The sequence below is a fragment of the Salipiger bermudensis genome (genome assembly GCF_020171625.1).
Classification (GTDB): Bacteria; Pseudomonadota; Alphaproteobacteria; order Rhodobacterales; family Rhodobacteraceae; genus Salipiger; species Salipiger bermudensis_B.
The window spans coordinates 290,909-309,352 of record NZ_JAIUZY010000005.1 but is presented as its reverse complement, the minus strand read 5'-3'; the positions used below and the strand labels follow the sequence as shown (position 1 = coordinate 309,352).

Below are 18,444 nucleotides of genomic sequence, written 5' to 3'. Positions count from 1 at the left end.
GAGATGTTCCCGATCGCCCTTCAGTTGCCGGCGATCTTCAGGTTTTCGATGAGGTTTTTCAACACCAGAAAGTCGCCGACACTGTCGCAGGCTGGCAGATCGAGGTCGAGGTCATGCACCCGCAGCCCGTCCTCGCCGCGCAGCTCGAGGGTCTGGGCCTCGACGGGTTTGCCGCAGTTGCCATCGCTCAGCTCGGCCTCGACGGTGATGGCGACCTCTCCGGTCTTTCGGGCGGCGCCGGCGGGGAAGCTGTAGATCTCGGCGATCCGCGGGGTCGGCGTATCGGGGTTTCCGAGCCGCGTCAGGAAGCCGCCCACCCCTTTGGCGGTACGGCCCATGTCCCCGGTTGCGCCGGCCCAGACGTGGCCTTCCGAGAAATAGTCGGCGCCGAACTCGCGGGCGTGCAGTTGCAGGCCGCTGTCGCCGCGCCATTGCAGGGCGACCCGGTCGTAGAACGGCAGGGCCGGCACCTCGGCCACGGCGGTGGCGCCGTCGTCATTGTCGAAGGCCGCGATGAAGATCGCCTTCTGCGCCAGCGCCGGCACGTCGACCGACAACTGCCCCTCCGGGCCGGTGATCTCGGTGAACATGAGGCCCTGATGATGGATGGTGACCTGCTCGGAGCCGTAGCACGGTGCCTTCAGCGACAGCGCCACCATGGCCCCGGCGCGGGGCTCGGCGCTGAACTGCACATGGCAGTCCGGCGCGGCAGCGCGCCGCTCCGGCTGCGCCTCGGACCGCGCGGTCACGATGTTCGCCGCGAAGTCCGCACCGGGTGCGGTGGCGGCGGTGTTGATCGGGTCGATCCCGCCGACGCGGTTGAGGGCGTCAGGCGGCACTCGCAGCGGCACGGCGGAGGAGGTGTCGGTGATGTCGCTGACCACGACCCGGCGCTCGGGCGCACGTTCCGCCGACACGGTGATCTCCTCGCCCTGCGTGAAGAAGACGATCGCCAGCGCGGCGCCGGCGGTCGCTGCCGCAAGGAGATATGTGCTGTTGAGCCGTGCCATTGCACCCTCCGCTCGTGTTCCACCGTTTACCAACGGTAAACCAATCGCGCTGAAATAAGGCGCCGGTTGGGCGTAAGGAAGGAGTCAATTCGTCAGGTCCGGCACGGGTTTGCCGGACCTGACGGAGATGGTGTGGTCAGGCCAGCCGACCGTGGCAGTGCTTGAACTTCTTGCCCGATCCGCAGGGGCAGAGGTCGTTGCGCGACGGGTTGCCCCAGGTGGTCGGATCGGTTTCGTCGAAACCCTCGACCAGCGGCGCATCCGGCGCCTCGGGGGCACCGGCCTCGCCCGGGGGCGGCGCCGCGGCGGCGGGCTCGTGACCGGCAGTGGCGGCCTCGGCCTGACGGCGCAGCTCGGCCTGCTGCTGGGCGAGCTGCTGCATCATCTTGCGCTGCTCTTCCTCGTTCATCGGGCGCACGCGGCTGAGCTGCTCGGTGACCTGCTCGCGCAGCGACTCGAGCATCGTCTCGAAGAGCTGGAACGCCTCGGTCTTGTACTCGTTGAGCGGATCGCGCTGTGCATAGCCCCGGAAGCCCACCACCGAGCGCAGGTGCTCGAGCGTCAGAAGATGCTCGCGCCACTTGGTGTCGATGGTCTGAAGCAGCACCTGCTTTTCGATTTGGCGCATGGTCTCAGGGCCGAAGGCCTCGGCCTTCTCGGCCATGTACGTGTCGGAGGCCGCTTCGAGACGCTCGCGGATGGTGTCGGCGTCGACCCCTTCCTCCTCGCCCCAGGCCATCACCGGCACGTCGATGCCAAGCTTCTCGAGCGCGGCGGCGTAGAGGCCCTTGGTGTCCCACTGATCGGCGTAGGTTCTGGGCGGCACGTAGGTGTCGACCAGCTCGTCGATGACCTCGTGGCGCATGTCCTCGGTGACCTCGGAGACGTCCGCCGCCTCCATGATCTCGAGACGCTGGGCGAAGATCACCTTGCGCTGGTCGTTCATCACGTCGTCGAACTTGAGCAGCTGCTTGCGGATGTCGAAGTTGCGGCCCTCAACCTTGGCCTGGGCGCGCTCGAGCGACTTGTTCACCCACGGGTGGATGATCGCCTCGCCTTCCTTCATGCCCAGCTTGGAGAGCATCTTGTCGAGCCGCTCGGACCCGAAGATGCGCATCAGGTCATCCTCGAGCGAGAGGTAGAACGAGCTGCGGCCCGGGTCGCCCTGACGGCCCGACCGGCCGCGCAGCTGGTTGTCGATGCGCCGGCTTTCGTGGCGCTCGGTGGCGAGCACGTAGAGCCCGCCGGCCTGCTTCACCGCCTCTTCGTCGGCGGCGTGCGTATCCTCGATCCGCTGCCGGATCTCCTCGGGATCTCCCTCGGGATCGGCCTCGAGCGCCTCCATCACCTTGAAATCGACGTTGCCGCCAAGTTTGATGTCGGTGCCGCGGCCAGCCATGTTGGTGGCGATGGTGATGGCGCCGAGCTTGCCGGCATCGGCGACGATCTGCGCCTCCTGCTCGTGCTGGCGCGCGTTCAGCACGTTGTGCGTCAGCCCGGCCCCGGTCAGAAGCTGCGACAGCATCTCGGACTTCTCGATCGAGGTGGTGCCCACGAGGACCGGCTGGCCCTTCTCGTGCGCCGCCTTGATCTCCTCGGCGATGGCCGCGTACTTCTCGGTCCCGGTGCGGTAGACCTTGTCGTCCTCGTCGATCCGGGCGATCGGGCGGTTGGTCGGGACCTCGACCACGCCAAGCCCGTAGATCTCCATGAATTCCTCGGCCTCGGTGGCGGCGGTGCCGGTCATGCCCGAGAGCCGTTCGTAGAGGCGGAAATAGTTCTGGAAGGTCACCTGCGCGAGGGTCACGTTCTCGGGCTGAATGTCGCAGCCTTCCTTCGCCTCGATGGCCTGATGCAGGCCGTCGGACAGGCGCCGCCCGGTCATCATGCGGCCGGTGAACTCGTCGATCAGCACCACCTGCCCGTCGCGGACGATGTAATCCTTGTCGCGGGTGTAGAGCTTGTGCGCCCGCAGGCCCTGGTTGACGTGGTGCACCACGGTGGTGCTTTCCGGGTCGTAGAGCGTCTGCCCCTCGGGCAGCACGCCGCGCTGGTGCAGGATCTCTTCCAGCGCCTCGTTGCCCTCTTCGGTGAAGCTGACGTTGCGGGTCTTCTCGTCGATCTTGAAGGCGTCGTCCGAAAGCTGCGGGATCAGCCGGTCGATCGCCATGTAGAGATCCGAGCGGTCCTGGCTCGGGCCCGAGATGATCAACGGCGTGCGCGCCTCGTCGATCAGGATGCTGTCGACCTCGTCGACCACGGCGAAGTAATGCCCGCGCTGCATCATCTGGCCCAGCTCGGACTTCATGTTGTCGCGCAGGTAGTCGAAGCCCAGCTCGTTGTTCGTGGCATAGGTCACGTCGGCGGCGTAGGCGGTCTTCTTCTCGCCCTCGGGCTGCTGCGGGTAGACCACGCCGGTGGTCAGGCCGAGCGCGCCGTAGACCTTGCTCATCCACTCGGCATCGCGGCGGGCGAGGTAATCGTTGACCGTGACGATGTGCACGCCCTTGCCGGTCAGCGCGTTGAGATAGGCCGGGAAGGTGGCGACCAGCGTCTTGCCCTCACCGGTCTTCATCTCCGAGATGTTGCCCTGGTGCAGGAAGATGCCGCCCATCAGCTGCGTGTCGAAGGCGCGCAGGCCGAGCGCCCGCTTGGCGCCCTCGCGGCAGTTGGCGAAGGCCTCCGGCAGCAACGCGTCGAGCGCCTCGCCATCGGCGATGCGCTTCTTGAATTCCTCGGTCTTGGCGATCAGGCCGGCGTCGTCGAGCGCTTCGAACTCCGGCTCCAGCGCGTTGATCTTTGCGACCAGCGGGCGTGTCGCCTTGATCTTGCGGTCATTCGGCGTTCCAAACACCTTCCGCGCGAGAGTTCCGATACCCAGCATACCTGCCCGTTCCTGTCTGACAAAGTCGTGTTTTCGTCGTGGCATCCGCTTGCCCGCCTCGAACACAGCCCATATGACACAGGGGAACGGTCGGCCTTGCAGAGCCTTATGGGCATGTAAGGCGCGCCCCAGAAAGTGTCAACGTTGCCCTCGCGGGCAGACCACGAAGGACCCGAAAGGACCTTATTCGATGCGCAAAACACTCACCACGCTCTCCGCCGCCGCCCTGGCCTTCACCATGGCGATGCCGGCGCAGGCCCAGGATCAGGCCCAAGACCAGTCTCAGGACCAGACCGCGGATCAGGCCCAGGGTCAGACCCAGTCCATGGATCTCGACACCGTCGTGGCCACGGTCAACGGCGAAGACATCACCCTCGGCCACATGCTGATGGTCCGGGCCACGCTGCCCGAGCAATATCAACAGCTTGGCGATGAGGCGCTCTGGGATGGCATCCTCGACCAGCTGGTGCGTCAGGCCGCCCTCGCACAGGACGAGAACGCCGTCGAGACCAAGCGCGTGACGCTGTCGATCGACAACGAGCGCCGCGCCCTGCTGGCCGGAGAGGTCGTCAAGGCGGTGGCCGAGGACGCCGTCACCGACGAGGCGGTCCAGGAGGCCTACGAGGCCGACTACACCGGCGAAGACATGGGCAAGGAGTTCAACGCCTCGCACATTCTCGTGGAGACCGAGGAAGAAGCGCAGGCGCTGGTCGAAGAGCTGAACGGCGGCGCCGATTTCGCTGAGCTCGCGCGCGAGAAGTCCACCGGCCCCTCCGGCCCCAACGGTGGCGAGCTTGGCTGGTTCTCGGCCGGCATGATGGTCGAGCCGTTCCAGGAGGCCGTCGAGGCGCTCGAGGACGGCGCGGTCTCCGAGCCGGTGCAGACCCAGTTCGGCTGGCACGTGATCAAGCTCAACGAGACCCGCGCCAAGGAAGCCCCGACGCTGGACGAAGTGCGCGGCGAGATCGAGATGTCGCTGCAGCAGCAGGCGGTCGAGAAATATATTGACGAAACCCTCGCATCGGCGGAAGTCACCCGCATGGACAAGTCCGAGGCCGACGTCTCGGCGCTTTCGAACATGCAGCTCCTGGAGGACTAATTGGCCAAGATCACGTCCGTTTCGCCCCTCGCCCCTGCCGCCTTCCCGGAGCTTCCGGTGATCGACGGGGTCCGCTTCGCTTCGGTCTCCGCGGGGGTCCGATATGCCGGGCGAACCGACGTGATGCTGACCCTGCTCGATCCCGGCAGCACCGTTGCCGGGGTCTTCACCCGCTCCGCCACCCGCTCGGCCAACGTGCTCGACTGCCAGTCGAAGATCGGCGGCGACAGCGACGAGGGCGCGGCGATCATCGTCAACTCGGGCAACTCCAACGCGTTTACCGGCAAGGCCGGCGACGAGTCGGTGGCGGCGATCTGCGCCGCCGTGGCCAAGGCCACCGGCCTGCCCGAGGCGAGGGTCTTCACCAGCTCCACCGGCGTGATCGGCGAGCGCCTGCCGCATGACCGCATCACCGCCAAGGTCGATGAGCTGGTCACGGCGCTGGCGCCCGGCAAGGGCGCCGAGGCGGCGCGCGCCATCATGACCACCGACACCTTCCCCAAGGGCGCCTGCGCCACCGTGGCGCTGCCCGACGGCGAGGTGAAGATCGCCGGCTTCGCCAAGGGCTCGGGGATGATCGCCCCCGACATGGCGACGATGCTGGTCTACATCTTTACCGACGCCAAGGTGTCGCGCGGCGACCTGCAGAGCATGGTCTCCGAGATCAACGACCGCAGCTTCAACTGCATCACCGTCGACAGCGACACCTCGACCTCGGACACGCTGCTGATGGGCGCCACCGGCGCCTCCAACGTCGAGGTCACGCAGGCTGACAGCGATTTCGCCCAGGCGCTCGAGGGCGTGTTCTTCGATCTCGCGCACCAGGTGGTCCGCGATGGCGAGGGGGCGACCAAGTTCGTCACCGTGAACGTCACCGGCGCGAAGACCGACGCCGACGCCCGAACCCATGCGCTCGCCATCGCCAACTCGCCGCTGGTCAAGACCGCCATCGCCGGCGAGGATCCGAACTGGGGCCGCATCGTCATGGCGGTGGGCAAGTCCGGCGCCGCCGCCGACCGCGACAGGCTCACCATCCGCTTCGGCGACGTTCTGGTTGCCGAGAACGGCTGGGTCGCCCCGTCCTACAAGGAAGAAGACGGCGCGGCACTGATGAAACAGCCAGAGATCGCGGTGAACGTCGACCTCGGCCTCGGGGCCGGCAAGGCCACCGTCTGGACCTGCGACCTGACCCACGGCTATATCTCGATCAACGCCGATTACCGGTCCTGACACCACCTTTTCTCTGGTTCTGAAATACCTCGGGGAGCGCGAGGGGCAGCGCCCCTCGCCGGCCTGACCCCGGGGCCGGGAGGCCCCTTATGTCGAAGATCATCCTCGTTTCCGCCGTCGCGCTCATCGACACCGACGGCCGCATCCTTCTGGCGCAGCGCCCCGAGGGCAAATCGATGGCGGGGCTCTGGGAGTTTCCCGGCGGTAAGGTTGAGCCCGGCGAAAGCCCCGAGGTGGCGCTGATCCGCGAATTGCAGGAAGAGCTTGGCATCGACACGTGGGAAAGCTGCCTCGCGCCGCTGACCTTCGCCTCCCATGCCTACGAGAGCTTTCACCTGCTGATGCCGCTCTTCGCCTGCCGCAAATGGCAGGGCACGCCGCAGTCGAAGGAGGGACAGGCGCTGAAGTGGGTGCACGCCCGCGACCTGAAATCCTACCCGATGCCCCCGGCCGACGTGCCCCTGATCCCGATCCTGCGCGACTGGCTCTGAGGCACGAAAAGTCCAGAAATTTCTGCACTGCGGCGACGAAAAAGCGTCTCAAAAGCCTCTGACGCTAGGTCATTAGGCGCAAATGTCAAAATTTCTTCTGGTTCGATTAAGGATTCGCCGGTATTCATATTTCTGTAATATCCGTATCGGGGAACCTAGAAATGCTGCGTACCATCATCCTTGGCAGCTGCGTCTCGGTTCAGGGCATTCTCGAAAAGAGTCTCCCTGACGGTCGCATTGCCGTTCGCGTCGGAAATCAGGTCTTTACCGGCAACCCGGTTGCCGCCTGAACCGAACGACAAGTTCTGATTTCTCGCGAAAAGCCCGGAGCGCCTGCTCCGGGCTTTTCCATTTCTGGTGGAATGCCGAGCGTCAATTCAACGCCCGCAGGAACGACAGTTTCACGAAAATGAAAACACCCGGAGGTTTCCCTCCGGGTGTTCCTGTTTTTCGTCGATGCGGCAGCGATCAGAGCGAGCGCTCGATCTCCTCGCGCTCGAAGATCTCGATGACATCCTTCGGGCGAACGTCGTCGTAGTTTTCGAAGGCCATACCGCATTCCTGGCCCGACTGGACCTCGGAGACCTCGTCCTTGAAGCGCTTGAGCGTCTTCAGCGTGCCTTCGTGGATCACCACGTTGTCGCGCAGCAGGCGGACACCTGCGGAGCGGCGGGCAACGCCCTCGGTGACGAGACAGCCGGCGACCTTGCCGACGTTGGAGACCTTGAAGACCTCCCGGATCTCGGCGTAGCCTATGAAGTTCTCGCGGATCTCGTTCGACAGCAGGCCGGAGGCCGCCGCCTTCACGTCGTCCACGAGGTCGTAGATCACCGAGTAGTAGCGGATCTCCACGCCCTTCTGGTTGGCGCTGTTGCGGGCCGGTGCGTTGGCACGGACGTTGAAGCCGATGACCGGGCAACCCGACGCTTCGGCAAGGCCGATGTCGGTCTCGGTGATGGCACCCACACCGTAGTGGATGACCCGCACGCGGACCTCGTCGTTGCCGACCTTCTCGAGCGCCTGAACGATGGCCTCGGCAGACCCCTGCACGTCGGCCTTCACCACGATGGGTAGCTCAGAGACGTTCTCGTCGTCCTTCGCCTTCATCATCAGCTGCTCAAGGGTGGTCGCGGCACCGGCGGCGGCGCGCTTCTCCTTGGCGGCGTGTTCGCGGTACTCGGCGATCTCGCGGGCCTGTGCCTCGGTGGCGGTCACGTTGAGAACGTCACCGGCCTCGGGCGTGCCGTTGAGACCAAGCACCTCGACGGGCACCGACGGACCGGCTTCGCTGACGCGCTCGCCCTTGTCGTTGATCAGCGCACGGACCTTGCCGTACTGCTCGCCCACGACGAAGATGTCGCCCTGCTTCAGGGTGCCGTTCTGCACCAGAACCGTCGCGACCGGGCCACGGCCCACGTCGAGCTGGGCTTCGATCACGGCGCCTTCGGCGGCCCGGTTCGGGTTGGCGTTCAGTTCGAGAACCTCGGCCTGCAGCGCGATGGCTTCGAGCAGTTCGTCGAGCCCCTGCCCGGTATAGGCCGACACTTCGACATCCTGCACGTCGCCGGACATCTGCTCCACGATCACCTCGTGCTGCAGCAGGTCGGTGCGCACCTTGGTCGGGTTCGCCTCGGGCTTATCGACCTTGTTGATCGCGACGATCATCGGAACGCCGGCCGCCTTCGCGTGGCTGATGGCTTCGACGGTCTGCGGCATCACCGCGTCATCCGCCGCCACCACGAGCACCACGATGTCGGTCACCTGAGCACCACGCGAGCGCATCGAGGTGAACGCCGCGTGGCCGGGCGTGTCGAGGAAGGTCAGCACGTCGCCACCCTTGGTCGTCACCTGGTAGGCGCCGATATGCTGGGTGATGCCGCCGGCCTCGCCGGAAGTGACGTTGGCTTCGCGGATCTTGTCGAGCAGCGAGGTCTTGCCGTGGTCGACGTGACCCATGATCGTGATGACCGGCGGACGCGGCAGGAGATCTTCCGGCTTGTCCTCGACGGTCTTGATCACGTCCTCGACGTCGGCTGCGGACACGCGGGTCACGCGGTGGCCGAATTCCTCGATGATCAGTTCGGCGGTGTCGGCGTCGATCGACTGGTTCTGGGTCGCCATGATGCCACTCTGCATCAGCGACTTGACCACGTCTGCCACACGCTCAGCCATCCGGTTGGCCAGCTCGGCCACAGTGATCGCCTCGGGAAGCTGCACGTCGCGCACGACCTTCTCGCGCTGCTGGCTGCCACCCATCGCCTTCTGACGCGCACGCTCTTGCTTGCGCTTCATCGCGGCCATGGATTTCTGCCGGCCGCCTTCGCCGCCAAGCGCCTGGTTCAGGGTCAGCTTGCCGGACCGACGGTTGCCGGCATCGCCACCGCGACCACGACCGCCACGACCGCGCTCTTCACGCTCGCGGTCGGCCTTGCGCTGCTGCGCCTGGCCTGCGGGGCCACCTGCCGGGGCGCCTGCCGCCGGCTTGGCGCCGCCACGGGCCGCACCACCGGCCGGATCGGCCGCCGGGGCCGACGCTGCGGCTTCGGCCTTCTTGGCCGCTTCCGCGGCTTCGCGGGCCTTGCGCTCTTCTTCCTCGGCTTTCGCCTTGGCGCGCTCTTCGGCCTCGCGCTGCTCGCGCTCTTTCTGTTCCTTCTCGGCGCGCATACGCTCGCGCTCTTCGGCGCGGGCCTTTTCCACGGCCTCGCGTTCCGCCTGTTCGTCGGCTTCGCGGGCCTTGGCGGCCTTCAGCGCCTTCAGGCGACGTTCCATCTCCGCGTCGGAGATCCCGGCCGGGCGCTTGCCACCCGACCCGCCCGGCACGCCGCCGGAGCCCTTGGCGCCACCGGCGCCGGGCTTGGGCACAACCACGCGCTTGCGCTTGGTCTCCACCACGACGTTCTTGGTCCGTCCGTGGCTGAAGCTCTGCTTCACGGATCCCGAACGGGGACCCCCGCCACGAACACCCAAAGTCTTCTTGCCGTCGTTATCGCTCATTCAGCTCTTATCCTTTCCGGCGGCCCCTGCCGCCCCCGGCAGCCCCTGCTGCCGTCGCCGCGTCGGCCCTTCCGACGCGCAGCCCCTTCAGTCGTTGGGCTTCCTCTACAACACGTTTCGTGAGTCCACCAGCGCCAAGCGCCGCGTGTATCACCTTTTCCCGTCCGAAGGCCAGCCCCAGCTCGTCCGCCGTGAGCCAGCCGATATAGGATCCCCATTGCGGGGTGGACAGCTTGGTCTTGCCCCTGGCCGATCCGTCCTCGGCCTGAAGCAGCACATCGGCTTCTTCCTTGCCAAGCATACCCTTGACCTTTTCGTAGCCCGACACCGCGCGCCCGGACTTGCGGGCGAGGCTCAGCAGCTCGACCACCCGGCGGGCGAGCATCTGCTCGACCAGGGTGGGCAGGTCGTCGGGCACCGTCACCGGTGCCCGTGCGGCGCGGGCGAAAAGGCCCTTGCTCGCGGCTTTCTCGAGGGCCGCCTTGTCAGACGTCACCCAGATGCCGCGCCCGGGCAGCTTGCCTGCGAGATCGGGCACGACCTGATTGTCCGGCCCGATCACGAAGCGGATCAGACCGCTGGCGGGCTGCGTCTCGCCTGTGGCGATGCAGCGCCGCTCCGGGCCATCGGCCCGGTCCTTGTCCTGGCCGCCCCTGCTCATCGGATCAGACCTCTTCCTCGGTCTCGGACTCGTCGCCTTCGCCCTCGACCTCGTCTTCGGCCTCGCCCACCAGCTCTTCGGGATCGACCCAGCCAAGCAGCACGCGTGCGGTCATGATGAGGTTCTGCGCCTCGGCGAGATCGACATCGAACTTCTCGAGCAGACCGTCATCCTTGACGCGCTCGCCATTCACCGTGGTCCAGCCGCCGGCCAGTTCCCAGTCGGCGCAGGTGGCGAAGTCTTCCAGCGTCTTCACGCCGTCTTCCGCCAGTGCCTCTACCATTTGGGGTGTCAGGCCGTCGAATTCAATAAGGCTGTCCTCGGCACCCAGCTCACGCGCGTGCTCGAGCGCCTTGCGGGCCTGCTCTTCGAGGAATTCGCGGGCACGGGTCTGCAGCTCCTGCGCGGTGTCGTCGTCGACACCGTCGATCACCAGCAGCTCGTCGAGCTCGACATAGGCGACCTCTTCGAGGTTGGTGAAGCCTTCGGCCACCAGAAGCTGGGCGAAGAACTCGTCGAGATCCAGCGTGTCCATGAACAGCTTGGTGCGCTCTTCGAATTCCTTCTGACGGCGCGCCGACTCTTCTTCCTCGGTCATGATGTCGATATCGAGACCGGTGAGCTGCGAGGCCAGACGCACGTTCTGGCCGCGGCGGCCGATGGCCAGCGAGAGCTGCTCGTCGGGCACCACGACCTCGATGCGCTCGGCATCTTCGTCAAGCACCACCTTCGACACTTCGGCCGGCTGCAGCGCGTTGACGAGGAAGGTCGGCATGTCCTCGTTCCACGGGATGATGTCGATCTTCTCGCCCTGAAGCTCGTTCACCACGGCCTGAACGCGGCTGCCGCGCATACCGACGCAGGCGCCCACGGGGTCGATGGAGCCGTCATAGGAGATCACGCCAATCTTGGCGCGCGAGCCCGGATCCCGGGCCACGGCCTTGATCTCGATGATGCCGTCGTAGATTTCCGGCACTTCCATCTTGAACAGCTCGGCCATGAATTCCGGCGCTGTGCGGCTGAGGAAGATCTGCGGGCCGCGGGCCTCGCGGCGCACGTCCTTGATGTAGCAGCGGATGCGGTCGCCCGGGCGATAGGCTTCACGGCCGATCTTCTCGTTGCGGCGCAGGATGCCCTCGCCACGGCCGATGTCGACGATGACGTTGCCGTATTCCTCGCGCTTGACTGTGCCGTTGATGATGGTGCCGTTGCGGTCTTTGAACTCGTCGTACTGGCGATCACGCTCGGCTTCGCGGACCTTCTGCAGGATCACCTGCTTGGCCGACTGCGCCGCGATCCGGCCCATGTCAACCGGGGGCACTTCCTCGACATACTGGTCGCCCACCTGCGGGTCGGCCATGTACTGCTTGGCCTGCTTGACGGTGAGTTCCGCCTGGTAGTTCTCGAGCTCTTCGTCCTCGACGACGGTGCGCACGCGGGTGAAGGTGGCACGACCGGTCTTGCGGTCGATCTTCACGCGGATGTCCATCTCGGAGCCGTAGCGCGACTTGGCGGCGCGCGCGAGGCTCTCTTCCATCGCCTCGATCACGAGGGCGGGGTCGATCATCTTCTCGCGGGCGACGGCCTCGGCCGTTTGCAGAAGCTCAAGCTGGTTGGCAGAGGTGATTGCCATTTTCTTCTTACTCCTCCTGAGCGGCCGCGTCGTCGGCCTGGATTTCGTCGAATTGGTCTTCGTCCACTTCCTGCGCCTTGCGGGCACGCAGCATGTCGCGGATCAGGTCGTCGGTGAGGATCAGCTTGGCGTCGCTGAGCCAGTCGAATTGCAGGCCGATGGTCTGCTCTTCGCCGCCCTCGCCCTCGATGTTGAAGAGAACTTCGCTGCCCTCGACCCCGGCGAGAATACCGCGCCAGCGCTTGCGGCCGTCGATCATCTCCTGAGTCTCGATCTTGGCCTCGTAGCCCTCGTAGGTGTCGAAATCCTTGAGCCGGGTCAGCGGGCGGTCGATGCCGGGGCTCGAGACCTCGAGCGCATAGGCATCGATAATCGGGTCCTCGACGTCGAGCACTGCCGAAACGGCGGTCGAGATGTCGGCGCATTCATCGACCTCGATGCCGCCCTCGGGGCGTTCGGCCATGATCTGCAGCGTTGCGGTCTTGCCGCTCATCAGGCGCAGGCGCACGAGTTCGAACCCGAGGTCTTCGATGACCGGGGTGACGATCTCGGCGAGGCGCCGGTCGATGGCGGATTTGGCGATCAGGTCGGTCATGAGTCCGGGTCCGATTGAGCATAAAAAAACGGGCGCGCGGCCCGTCGATCTTTCCCGGTGGAACCTCGGGAGAGACCCGACGCGCCGCTGTTAAAAGGGCATATACGCTCCACGATTCGATTCCGCAAGAGGCGACGGTGTTCGAGGCCGAAACAAGCCGGCGCACCCGGCGCCCGCGACAACGGTTGCCCACCGCCGCAGGGCGCCCTGCCCGCAGGCCCGCCCCGCGCATCCCGGCACTGCCGGGAGGCACGGACGGGCCGGCTTCAGCTCTTGGTGTTGCGCCGCCGCGTGACCTTGCGCTTGACCTTGGCGTCCTTGCGCTTGGCCTTCGCCTCCTTGCGGCGCGGCGGCCCGCCCGGGCGTCCGCCGCCACCGGGGCCACGCCCGCGGCCCCGTCCGGGCCGGCCGGCGCCACGGCCCCGCGGCATCTCGGCATTCTCGAGCTCAAGGAGATCCAGCGCGATGCCGCCGGTGACCGGCGCCGCCTCGACGAGCTTCACCCGGACCCGCTGGCCGAGCGTGATGATGGTGCCGGTGTCGGCCCCCATCAGTGTCCCGGTCTCGCGGTCGAAGTGGAAATACTCGTTGCCGATATTGCGCATCGGCACCAGCCCGTCGGCGCCGGTCTCGTCGAGCTTCACGAAGATGCCGAACTTGGCGATGCCGCTGATCCGACCACCGAACTCCGCCCCGATCCGGTCCGAGAGGAACGCCGCGAGGTAGCGGTCGTTGGTGTCGCGCTCGGCCATCATCGAGCGCCGCTCGGTATCCGAGATGTGCTGCGCGGTGGTCTCGAGCGTCTCGATCTCGTGTTCGCTCAGCCCGTCATCGCCCCAGCCATGCGCCTTGATCAGGCCGCGATGCACGATCAGGTCGGAATAGCGCCGGATCGGCGAGGTGAAATGCGCGTAGTTCTGCAGCGCGAGGCCGAAATGGCCGAAATTCTTCGGGCTGTAATAGGCCTGCGTCATGCTGCGCAGGGTGGCGATGTTGATCAGCTCGGCCTCTTCCTTGCCGGCGGCGTCGTGCAGCAGCTTGTTGAGATGCGCGGTCTTCAGCACCTGCCCCTTGGCCAGCGTCAGCCCCGCCGCGTCAGCGGTCTCGCGCAGGCTCTCGAGCTTGTCCGCAGGCGGCTCCTCGTGGACGCGGAACAGCAGCGGCGTGCGCTTGGCGATCAGGGTCTCGGCGGCGCAGACGTTGGCGAGGATCATGAACTCCTCGATCAGCTTGTGCGCATCGAGCCGCTCGACGAAGTTCACCGAGGTGACCTTGCCCTCGTCGCTCAGCACCACCTTGCGCTCGGGCAGGTCGAGATCCAGCGGCTCGCGCCGGGCGCGGGCCTCGCGCAGCGCCGCATATGCGGCGTAGAGCGGCTGGAGCACCGGCTCGAGCAGCGGGCCGGTCTTGTCGTTGGGCGCGCCGTCGATCGCCGCCTGCACCTCCTGGTAGTTCAACGAGGCGGGCGAGCGCATCAGGCCGCGCACGAACTTGTGCGATGTCTTGTTGCCCTCGGCATCGATCACCATCCGCACCGCGAGGCAGGCGCGCGGCACGCCCTCGTGCAGCGAGCACAGATCGCCCGACAGCCGGTCGGGCAGCATCGGCACGACGCGGTCGGGGAAATAGCTCGAATTGCCGCGCTTCTTGGCCTCGCGATCCAGCTCCGAGCCGGGGCGCACGTAATGCGCCACGTCGGCGATGGCGACCCAGATCACGTGGCCGCCTTCGTTCTTGGGATTGTCGTCGGGTTCGGCGAAGCAGGCATCGTCGTGGTCGCGCGCGTCATGCGGGTCGATGGTGACCAGCGGCAGCTCGCGCAGATCCGTGCGGCCCTTGAGCCCGGCGGGCTTCATCGCGTCGGCCTCGGCCAGTACCTTCTCGGGGAAATCGTCGGGGATGCCGTGCTGGTGGATGGCGATAAGCGACACCGCCCTCGGCGCCGTGGGATCCCCGAGGCGCATCACGATGCGCGCCCGCGGCAGGCCCATGCGGGTGGCGCGCGGCCCGGCCTGCTCGGCCTCGACCAGCTCGCCGTCCTGCGCCCCGTGGGTGGCGTCGGGCGCCACCGTCCATTCCTTGTCCGAACCCTTGTCGATCGGCAGGATGCGCCCGCCCTCGGCGCCCTTGCGGAAGATGCCCACAACCTTGAGCGGGCTGGCCCCGATGCGACGGATCAGCCGCGCCTCGTAATTGTGATCGGCCTCCTGCACGACCTGAAGCCGCGCGAGGATGCGCTCCCCCTCCCCTAGCGCCGGATCGGTCGCGCGCGGCACGAAGAGCACGGTCGGCTCGACCCCTTCGCCATGCCATTCGAGGGGCTGCGCGAACTGGTCGCCATTCTCGTCGGCGGCCTTCATCTGCAGCACCGTGACGGGCGGTAGGCGGTCCGGGTCGCGATAGGTCTTCTTGCGCTTTTCCAGATGGCCCTCTTGCTCGAGCTCCTTAAGCAGGCGCTTGAGGTCGATCCGCGCCGCGCCCTTGATGCCGAAAGCCTTGGCAATGTCGCGCTTGGAGGTGAGGGTCGGGTTCGCGGCAATCCAGTCGAGGATATCCGCTTTGGTCGGCAGTTTGCTCATGGGCCCTGAGCTAGCACGGCGCGGGGGGCTCGTCATGGCGATTCTGGCGGATTTCTCCGCCCGCTGCCGCACCCCACCGCGATTGCGCACTCTAGACGCCCGGCGGATTGCCGGTGTCGTGATCGCCCGGCACCTTCAGCGGCACGGCATGGCAGATCTCGCGCAGCGCGCCCTTGAGCCCTTCCTCGAGCGTCGGGTGGTAGAACGGCATGTCGAGCAGGTCCCCGGCGGTCATCTTCTGGCCGATGGCCAGCACCAGCAGGTGGCCCATGTGATCGGCGCCCGGGCAGAACAGATCCGCCCCGATCAGTCGACCCTCGGGCGCAGCGGCATAGAGCCGGGCAAGGCCGGTGTTCTGGGCATCGACCTTCGCGCGGCCCTGATCGGTGTAATCGGCGCTGCCGATCTTGGCGCTGTCATCGGGACTGTCGCCGATCGCCACGAGCGGCGGCTCGGTGAAGGTGATGGCAAAGTTGACCTTGCGCTCGGAGCGCACCAGCGCCGGGTAGGCCACGGCATTGCGCCCGGCAATCGCGCCTTCGTCCGAGGCTTCGTGCAGCACCGGGCGCCCGGCATTCGAGTCGCCCACCATGAAGATCGGCGCCTCGCCGCATTGCAGGGTCTCGGGGTCGATCTCGGGCATTCCCTTGTCGTCGAGCGCGAGGCCGGTGGTCTCGAGTCCGAGACCCTTGACGTTGGGCGGGCGCCCGGTGGCGACAAGCACCTTGTCGAAGGTGTCGCTCTCGCCGTCCCAGTCGATGCGCACGCGTCCGTCCTGCTCGGAGGGCTGCGGGTCGGTGCCGAGATGAAGCGCCATCTCGCGCCCCATCGCCTCTTCCAGCGCCGCGTGGACCTTCTTGCAGCGGACCTGTCCCAGCATCTCCTCCCGGTCGAAGAGCGCCACGCGGACGCCGAGCCGCGCCATGGCCTGCGCCAACTCGAGGCCGATCACGCCGCCGCCGATCACCGCGAGGCTCTCGGGCAGGTCGGCCTCCTCGAACACCGTTTCGTTGGTCAGCGCCAGATCGCCAAGATCAGCGTAAGGCCCCGGCACCATCGGGCTCGAGCCCGTGGCGATGATCACCGCCTTCGCGGCCACCGTCCGCCCGTCATCGAGCTCGAGCGTCGTGGCGGAAGTGAAGCGGGCGCGGGCCTGCACCCGGATTTCTTCGGGCAGGTCCATGATCCCGTCGCGGGTGGCCTGCGCAAAGCGGTCGCGATGCTCGCAGACCCGGCGCAGCACGGCGGGGCCATCAATCCTGACCTCGCCGGTCTCGACGCCGAAGACCCCCGCCTGCCGCGCGCCGTGCGCGCTCCGGGCGGCGGCGATCAGCAGCTTGGAGGGCATACAGCCCACCGTGGCGCAGGTCGTGCCAGCGAATTCCGGGTCGATCAGCAGCGTGCTGGCCCCGTGCTTGCGGGCGTTCCGCTCCGCCGCAAGACCGGCGGTGCCGGCCCCGATGATGGCCACGTCGCATGTCAGATCCGCCATTGTCCTGCCCTTCGGTCGTTCCTTGGTCGCAGGACCAACCGGGCGGGGAGAAGAGAGGTTCCCCGCCCGGCGTCACGAAACAGCCATCAGTCGGCGAAATAGTCGCGGAGGATGCGGGTGTAGATCTCCTTGAGGCGCACAATCTGGTCCACCGGCACGTTCTCGTCGACCTGATGCATTGTCTTGCCCACCAGCCCGAATTCGACCACCGGGCAGTGATCCTTGACGAAGCGCGCGTCCGAGGTGCCGCCCGAGGTCGAAAGCTCCGGCTTGCGCCCGGTCTCGGCCTCGACCGCCGCGGCGACCAGATCCGAAAGCGGCCCCGGCGGGGTCAGGAAGCTCTCGCCCGAGATCTGGATCCGGACCTCTGTGGTGGTGCCGAACGCGGCATCGACCGCTGCGGCCTCCTCGCGCAGCCAGTCCGACAGCGCGGCGCCGGTGTGGGTGTCGTTGAAGCGGATGTTGACGGTGCCGCGGCTCTGCGCCGGGATCACGTTGGTCGCCGGGTTGCCGGTATCGATGGACACCACGGCGAGCGTCGAGGCGTCGAAATGATCGGTGCCGGTGTCGAGCTCGTGCGCGGAGAGCCGGTCCATCAGCCGTGCCATCGCCGGCATCGGGTTCAGCGCCCGGTGCGGATAGGCGGCATGGCCCTGCGTGCCGGTCACCGTGAACCACGCCGAGAGCGAGCCGCGACGGCCGATCTTCATCATGTCGCCCATCTCCGACGGGCAGGTCGGCTCGCCCACGAGGCAGACCGACATGCGCTCGTCCTGCTCCGCCATCCAGTCGAGCAGCGCCACGGTGCCGTCGGTGGCGTCGCCCTCCTCGTCACCGGTGATCGCGAGTACGATGGCGCCCTCCGGCGGGGTCTCCCTGACGAAATCCACCGCGGCGGCGGCGAAGGCCGCAACGCCGGATTTCATGTCGGTCGCGCCGCGTCCGTACATCACGCCGTCGCGGATCTCGGCCCCGAAGGGATCGCAGCTCCAGGCCGCTTCATCGCCCACCGGCACCACGTCGGTATGGCCGTTGAATCCGAAGCTGCGCGCGTGCCCCTTGTCACCCCAGCGGGCAAAAAGGTTCGCGGTGCCGTTCCGGTCCACCCGGGTGCAGGTAAACCCCGCCTCCTCGAACAGTCGCTGCAGCAGCACCAGCGCCCCGCCCTCCTCGGGCGTGACAGAGGGGCAGCGGATGAGATCGGCGGTGAGGGCGACGGGATCGGTCGTCATGGCACGGTTCCTTGCTGTGTCTGCGCTTTGGCTACCGCGACGCGCGCGCAAGGGCAAACCCCGCATGTTGGCAGAGCGGACCGATCCAGTCGCGGGGATCCAGCCGGACCGGGTGCAGGGAAAAGATTTTTCGTACGAAAAATCTTGGGGCCAAGAAAATTAGCTAATTTTCTTGGCCGGGTCCGCCCGCCTCAGTTCTTGTCGAAGAACGGCGTGACCTGCGCGACGATGACGGAGTTTTCCTCGAGCGCACGGGCCATGAGCTCCTGCTCGTCGGCCTCGATCTCGTGGCCCTGGGCGCGGCGCTCGTCCTCGGTGCCGTAGCCGGTCACGTCGAGCGGCGCCAGCTCGGCCTGCTTGAGGATCGCCACGGTCTCGCGCACCGCTTCGGCCTCGTCGACTCCGCTGGCATAGCACATCAGCGCCGCCCCGGTGGAATTCTCCGGCAAGCCGTCGCCCGCCTTGCGGCCGACCTCGACCAAAAGGGTGTAGACCTGCTGCCGTGATGGTTTCTTGCTGGCCATGCCTGCCGTCTCCCGCGTTT

The 18,444-nt window shown here is 66.8% G+C and carries 14 protein-coding genes; 4 read left to right on the top strand and 10 right to left on the bottom strand.

The features are described from left to right. Positions 1–20 precede the first annotated feature (20 nt). Entirely contained in the window at positions 21–1,010 is a 990-nt protein-coding gene (locus LCM15_RS10885) for a translocase (RefSeq protein WP_224856271.1), read from the bottom strand. Between the two features lie 136 nt (positions 1,011–1,146). After that, a complete protein-coding gene (secA, locus tag LCM15_RS10880; RefSeq protein WP_224856270.1) occupies positions 1,147–3,894 on the bottom strand; it encodes a preprotein translocase subunit SecA in 2,748 nt (915 codons plus the stop codon). 190 nt (positions 3,895–4,084) lie between these two features. Here secA and LCM15_RS10875 point away from each other — a divergent pair, with 190 nt between their 5' ends. From LCM15_RS10875 to LCM15_RS22760, 4 genes are all read left to right on the top strand, one after another. Further along, positions 4,085–4,993 (top strand): peptidylprolyl isomerase, encoded by a 909-nt coding sequence (locus LCM15_RS10875; RefSeq protein ID WP_224856269.1) that lies wholly within the window; start codon positions 4,085–4,087, stop codon positions 4,991–4,993. Then, positions 4,994–6,223 carry a bifunctional glutamate N-acetyltransferase/amino-acid acetyltransferase ArgJ gene (argJ, locus tag LCM15_RS10870; RefSeq protein ID WP_224856267.1) on the top strand — a complete coding sequence of 410 codons (1,230 nt, stop codon included), beginning with the start codon at positions 4,994–4,996 and terminating at the stop codon, positions 6,221–6,223. An 89-nt stretch (positions 6,224–6,312) separates the two neighbouring features. Continuing rightward, positions 6,313–6,714, top strand: a complete 402-nt coding sequence (mutT, locus tag LCM15_RS10865; RefSeq protein ID WP_224856264.1) for an 8-oxo-dGTP diphosphatase MutT — start codon at positions 6,313–6,315, stop codon at positions 6,712–6,714. Between the two features lie 161 nt (positions 6,715–6,875). After that, on the top strand, positions 6,876–7,004 hold the full coding sequence (locus LCM15_RS22760; protein ID WP_007795323.1) for a hypothetical protein: 129 nt from the start codon (positions 6,876–6,878) through the stop codon (positions 7,002–7,004). A 178-nt stretch (positions 7,005–7,182) separates the two neighbouring features. Here LCM15_RS22760 and infB read toward each other — a convergent pair whose 3' ends face one another. The 8 genes from infB to LCM15_RS10825 form a co-directional block, all read right to left on the bottom strand. After that, on the bottom strand, positions 7,183–9,708 hold the full coding sequence (gene infB / locus LCM15_RS10860) for a translation initiation factor IF-2 (RefSeq protein WP_224856262.1): 2,526 nt from the start codon (positions 9,706–9,708) through the stop codon (positions 7,183–7,185). A 7-nt stretch (positions 9,709–9,715) separates the two neighbouring features. Further along, positions 9,716–10,369 (bottom strand): RNA-binding protein, encoded by a 654-nt coding sequence (locus tag LCM15_RS10855; protein WP_224856260.1) that lies wholly within the window; start codon positions 10,367–10,369, stop codon positions 9,716–9,718. A 4-nt stretch (positions 10,370–10,373) separates the two neighbouring features. Next, the gene (nusA, locus tag LCM15_RS10850; RefSeq protein ID WP_224856258.1) at positions 10,374–12,002 is read right to left on the bottom strand and encodes a transcription termination factor NusA; all 1,629 of its coding nucleotides are present in this window, start codon (positions 12,000–12,002) and stop codon (positions 10,374–10,376) included. Between the two features lie 7 nt (positions 12,003–12,009). Beyond that, the gene (gene rimP / locus LCM15_RS10845; RefSeq protein ID WP_224856256.1) at positions 12,010–12,597 is read right to left on the bottom strand and encodes a ribosome maturation factor RimP; all 588 of its coding nucleotides are present in this window, start codon (positions 12,595–12,597) and stop codon (positions 12,010–12,012) included. Positions 12,598–12,863: 266 nt separating this feature from the next. Next, on the bottom strand, positions 12,864–15,176 hold the full coding sequence (gene rnr, locus LCM15_RS10840) for a ribonuclease R (protein WP_224856254.1): 2,313 nt from the start codon (positions 15,174–15,176) through the stop codon (positions 12,864–12,866). Between the two features lie 91 nt (positions 15,177–15,267). Beyond that, a complete protein-coding gene (locus LCM15_RS10835) occupies positions 15,268–16,668 on the bottom strand; it encodes a dihydrolipoyl dehydrogenase (protein ID WP_224856251.1) in 1,401 nt (466 codons plus the stop codon). 86 nt (positions 16,669–16,754) lie between these two features. Beyond that, positions 16,755–17,900, bottom strand: a complete 1,146-nt coding sequence (gene dapE / locus LCM15_RS10830) for a succinyl-diaminopimelate desuccinylase (RefSeq protein ID WP_224856250.1) — start codon at positions 17,898–17,900, stop codon at positions 16,755–16,757. A gap of 191 nt (positions 17,901–18,091) precedes the next feature. After that, a complete protein-coding gene (locus LCM15_RS10825; protein ID WP_224856248.1) occupies positions 18,092–18,424 on the bottom strand; it encodes a hypothetical protein in 333 nt (110 codons plus the stop codon). Between the last annotated feature and the right edge of the window lie 20 nt (positions 18,425–18,444).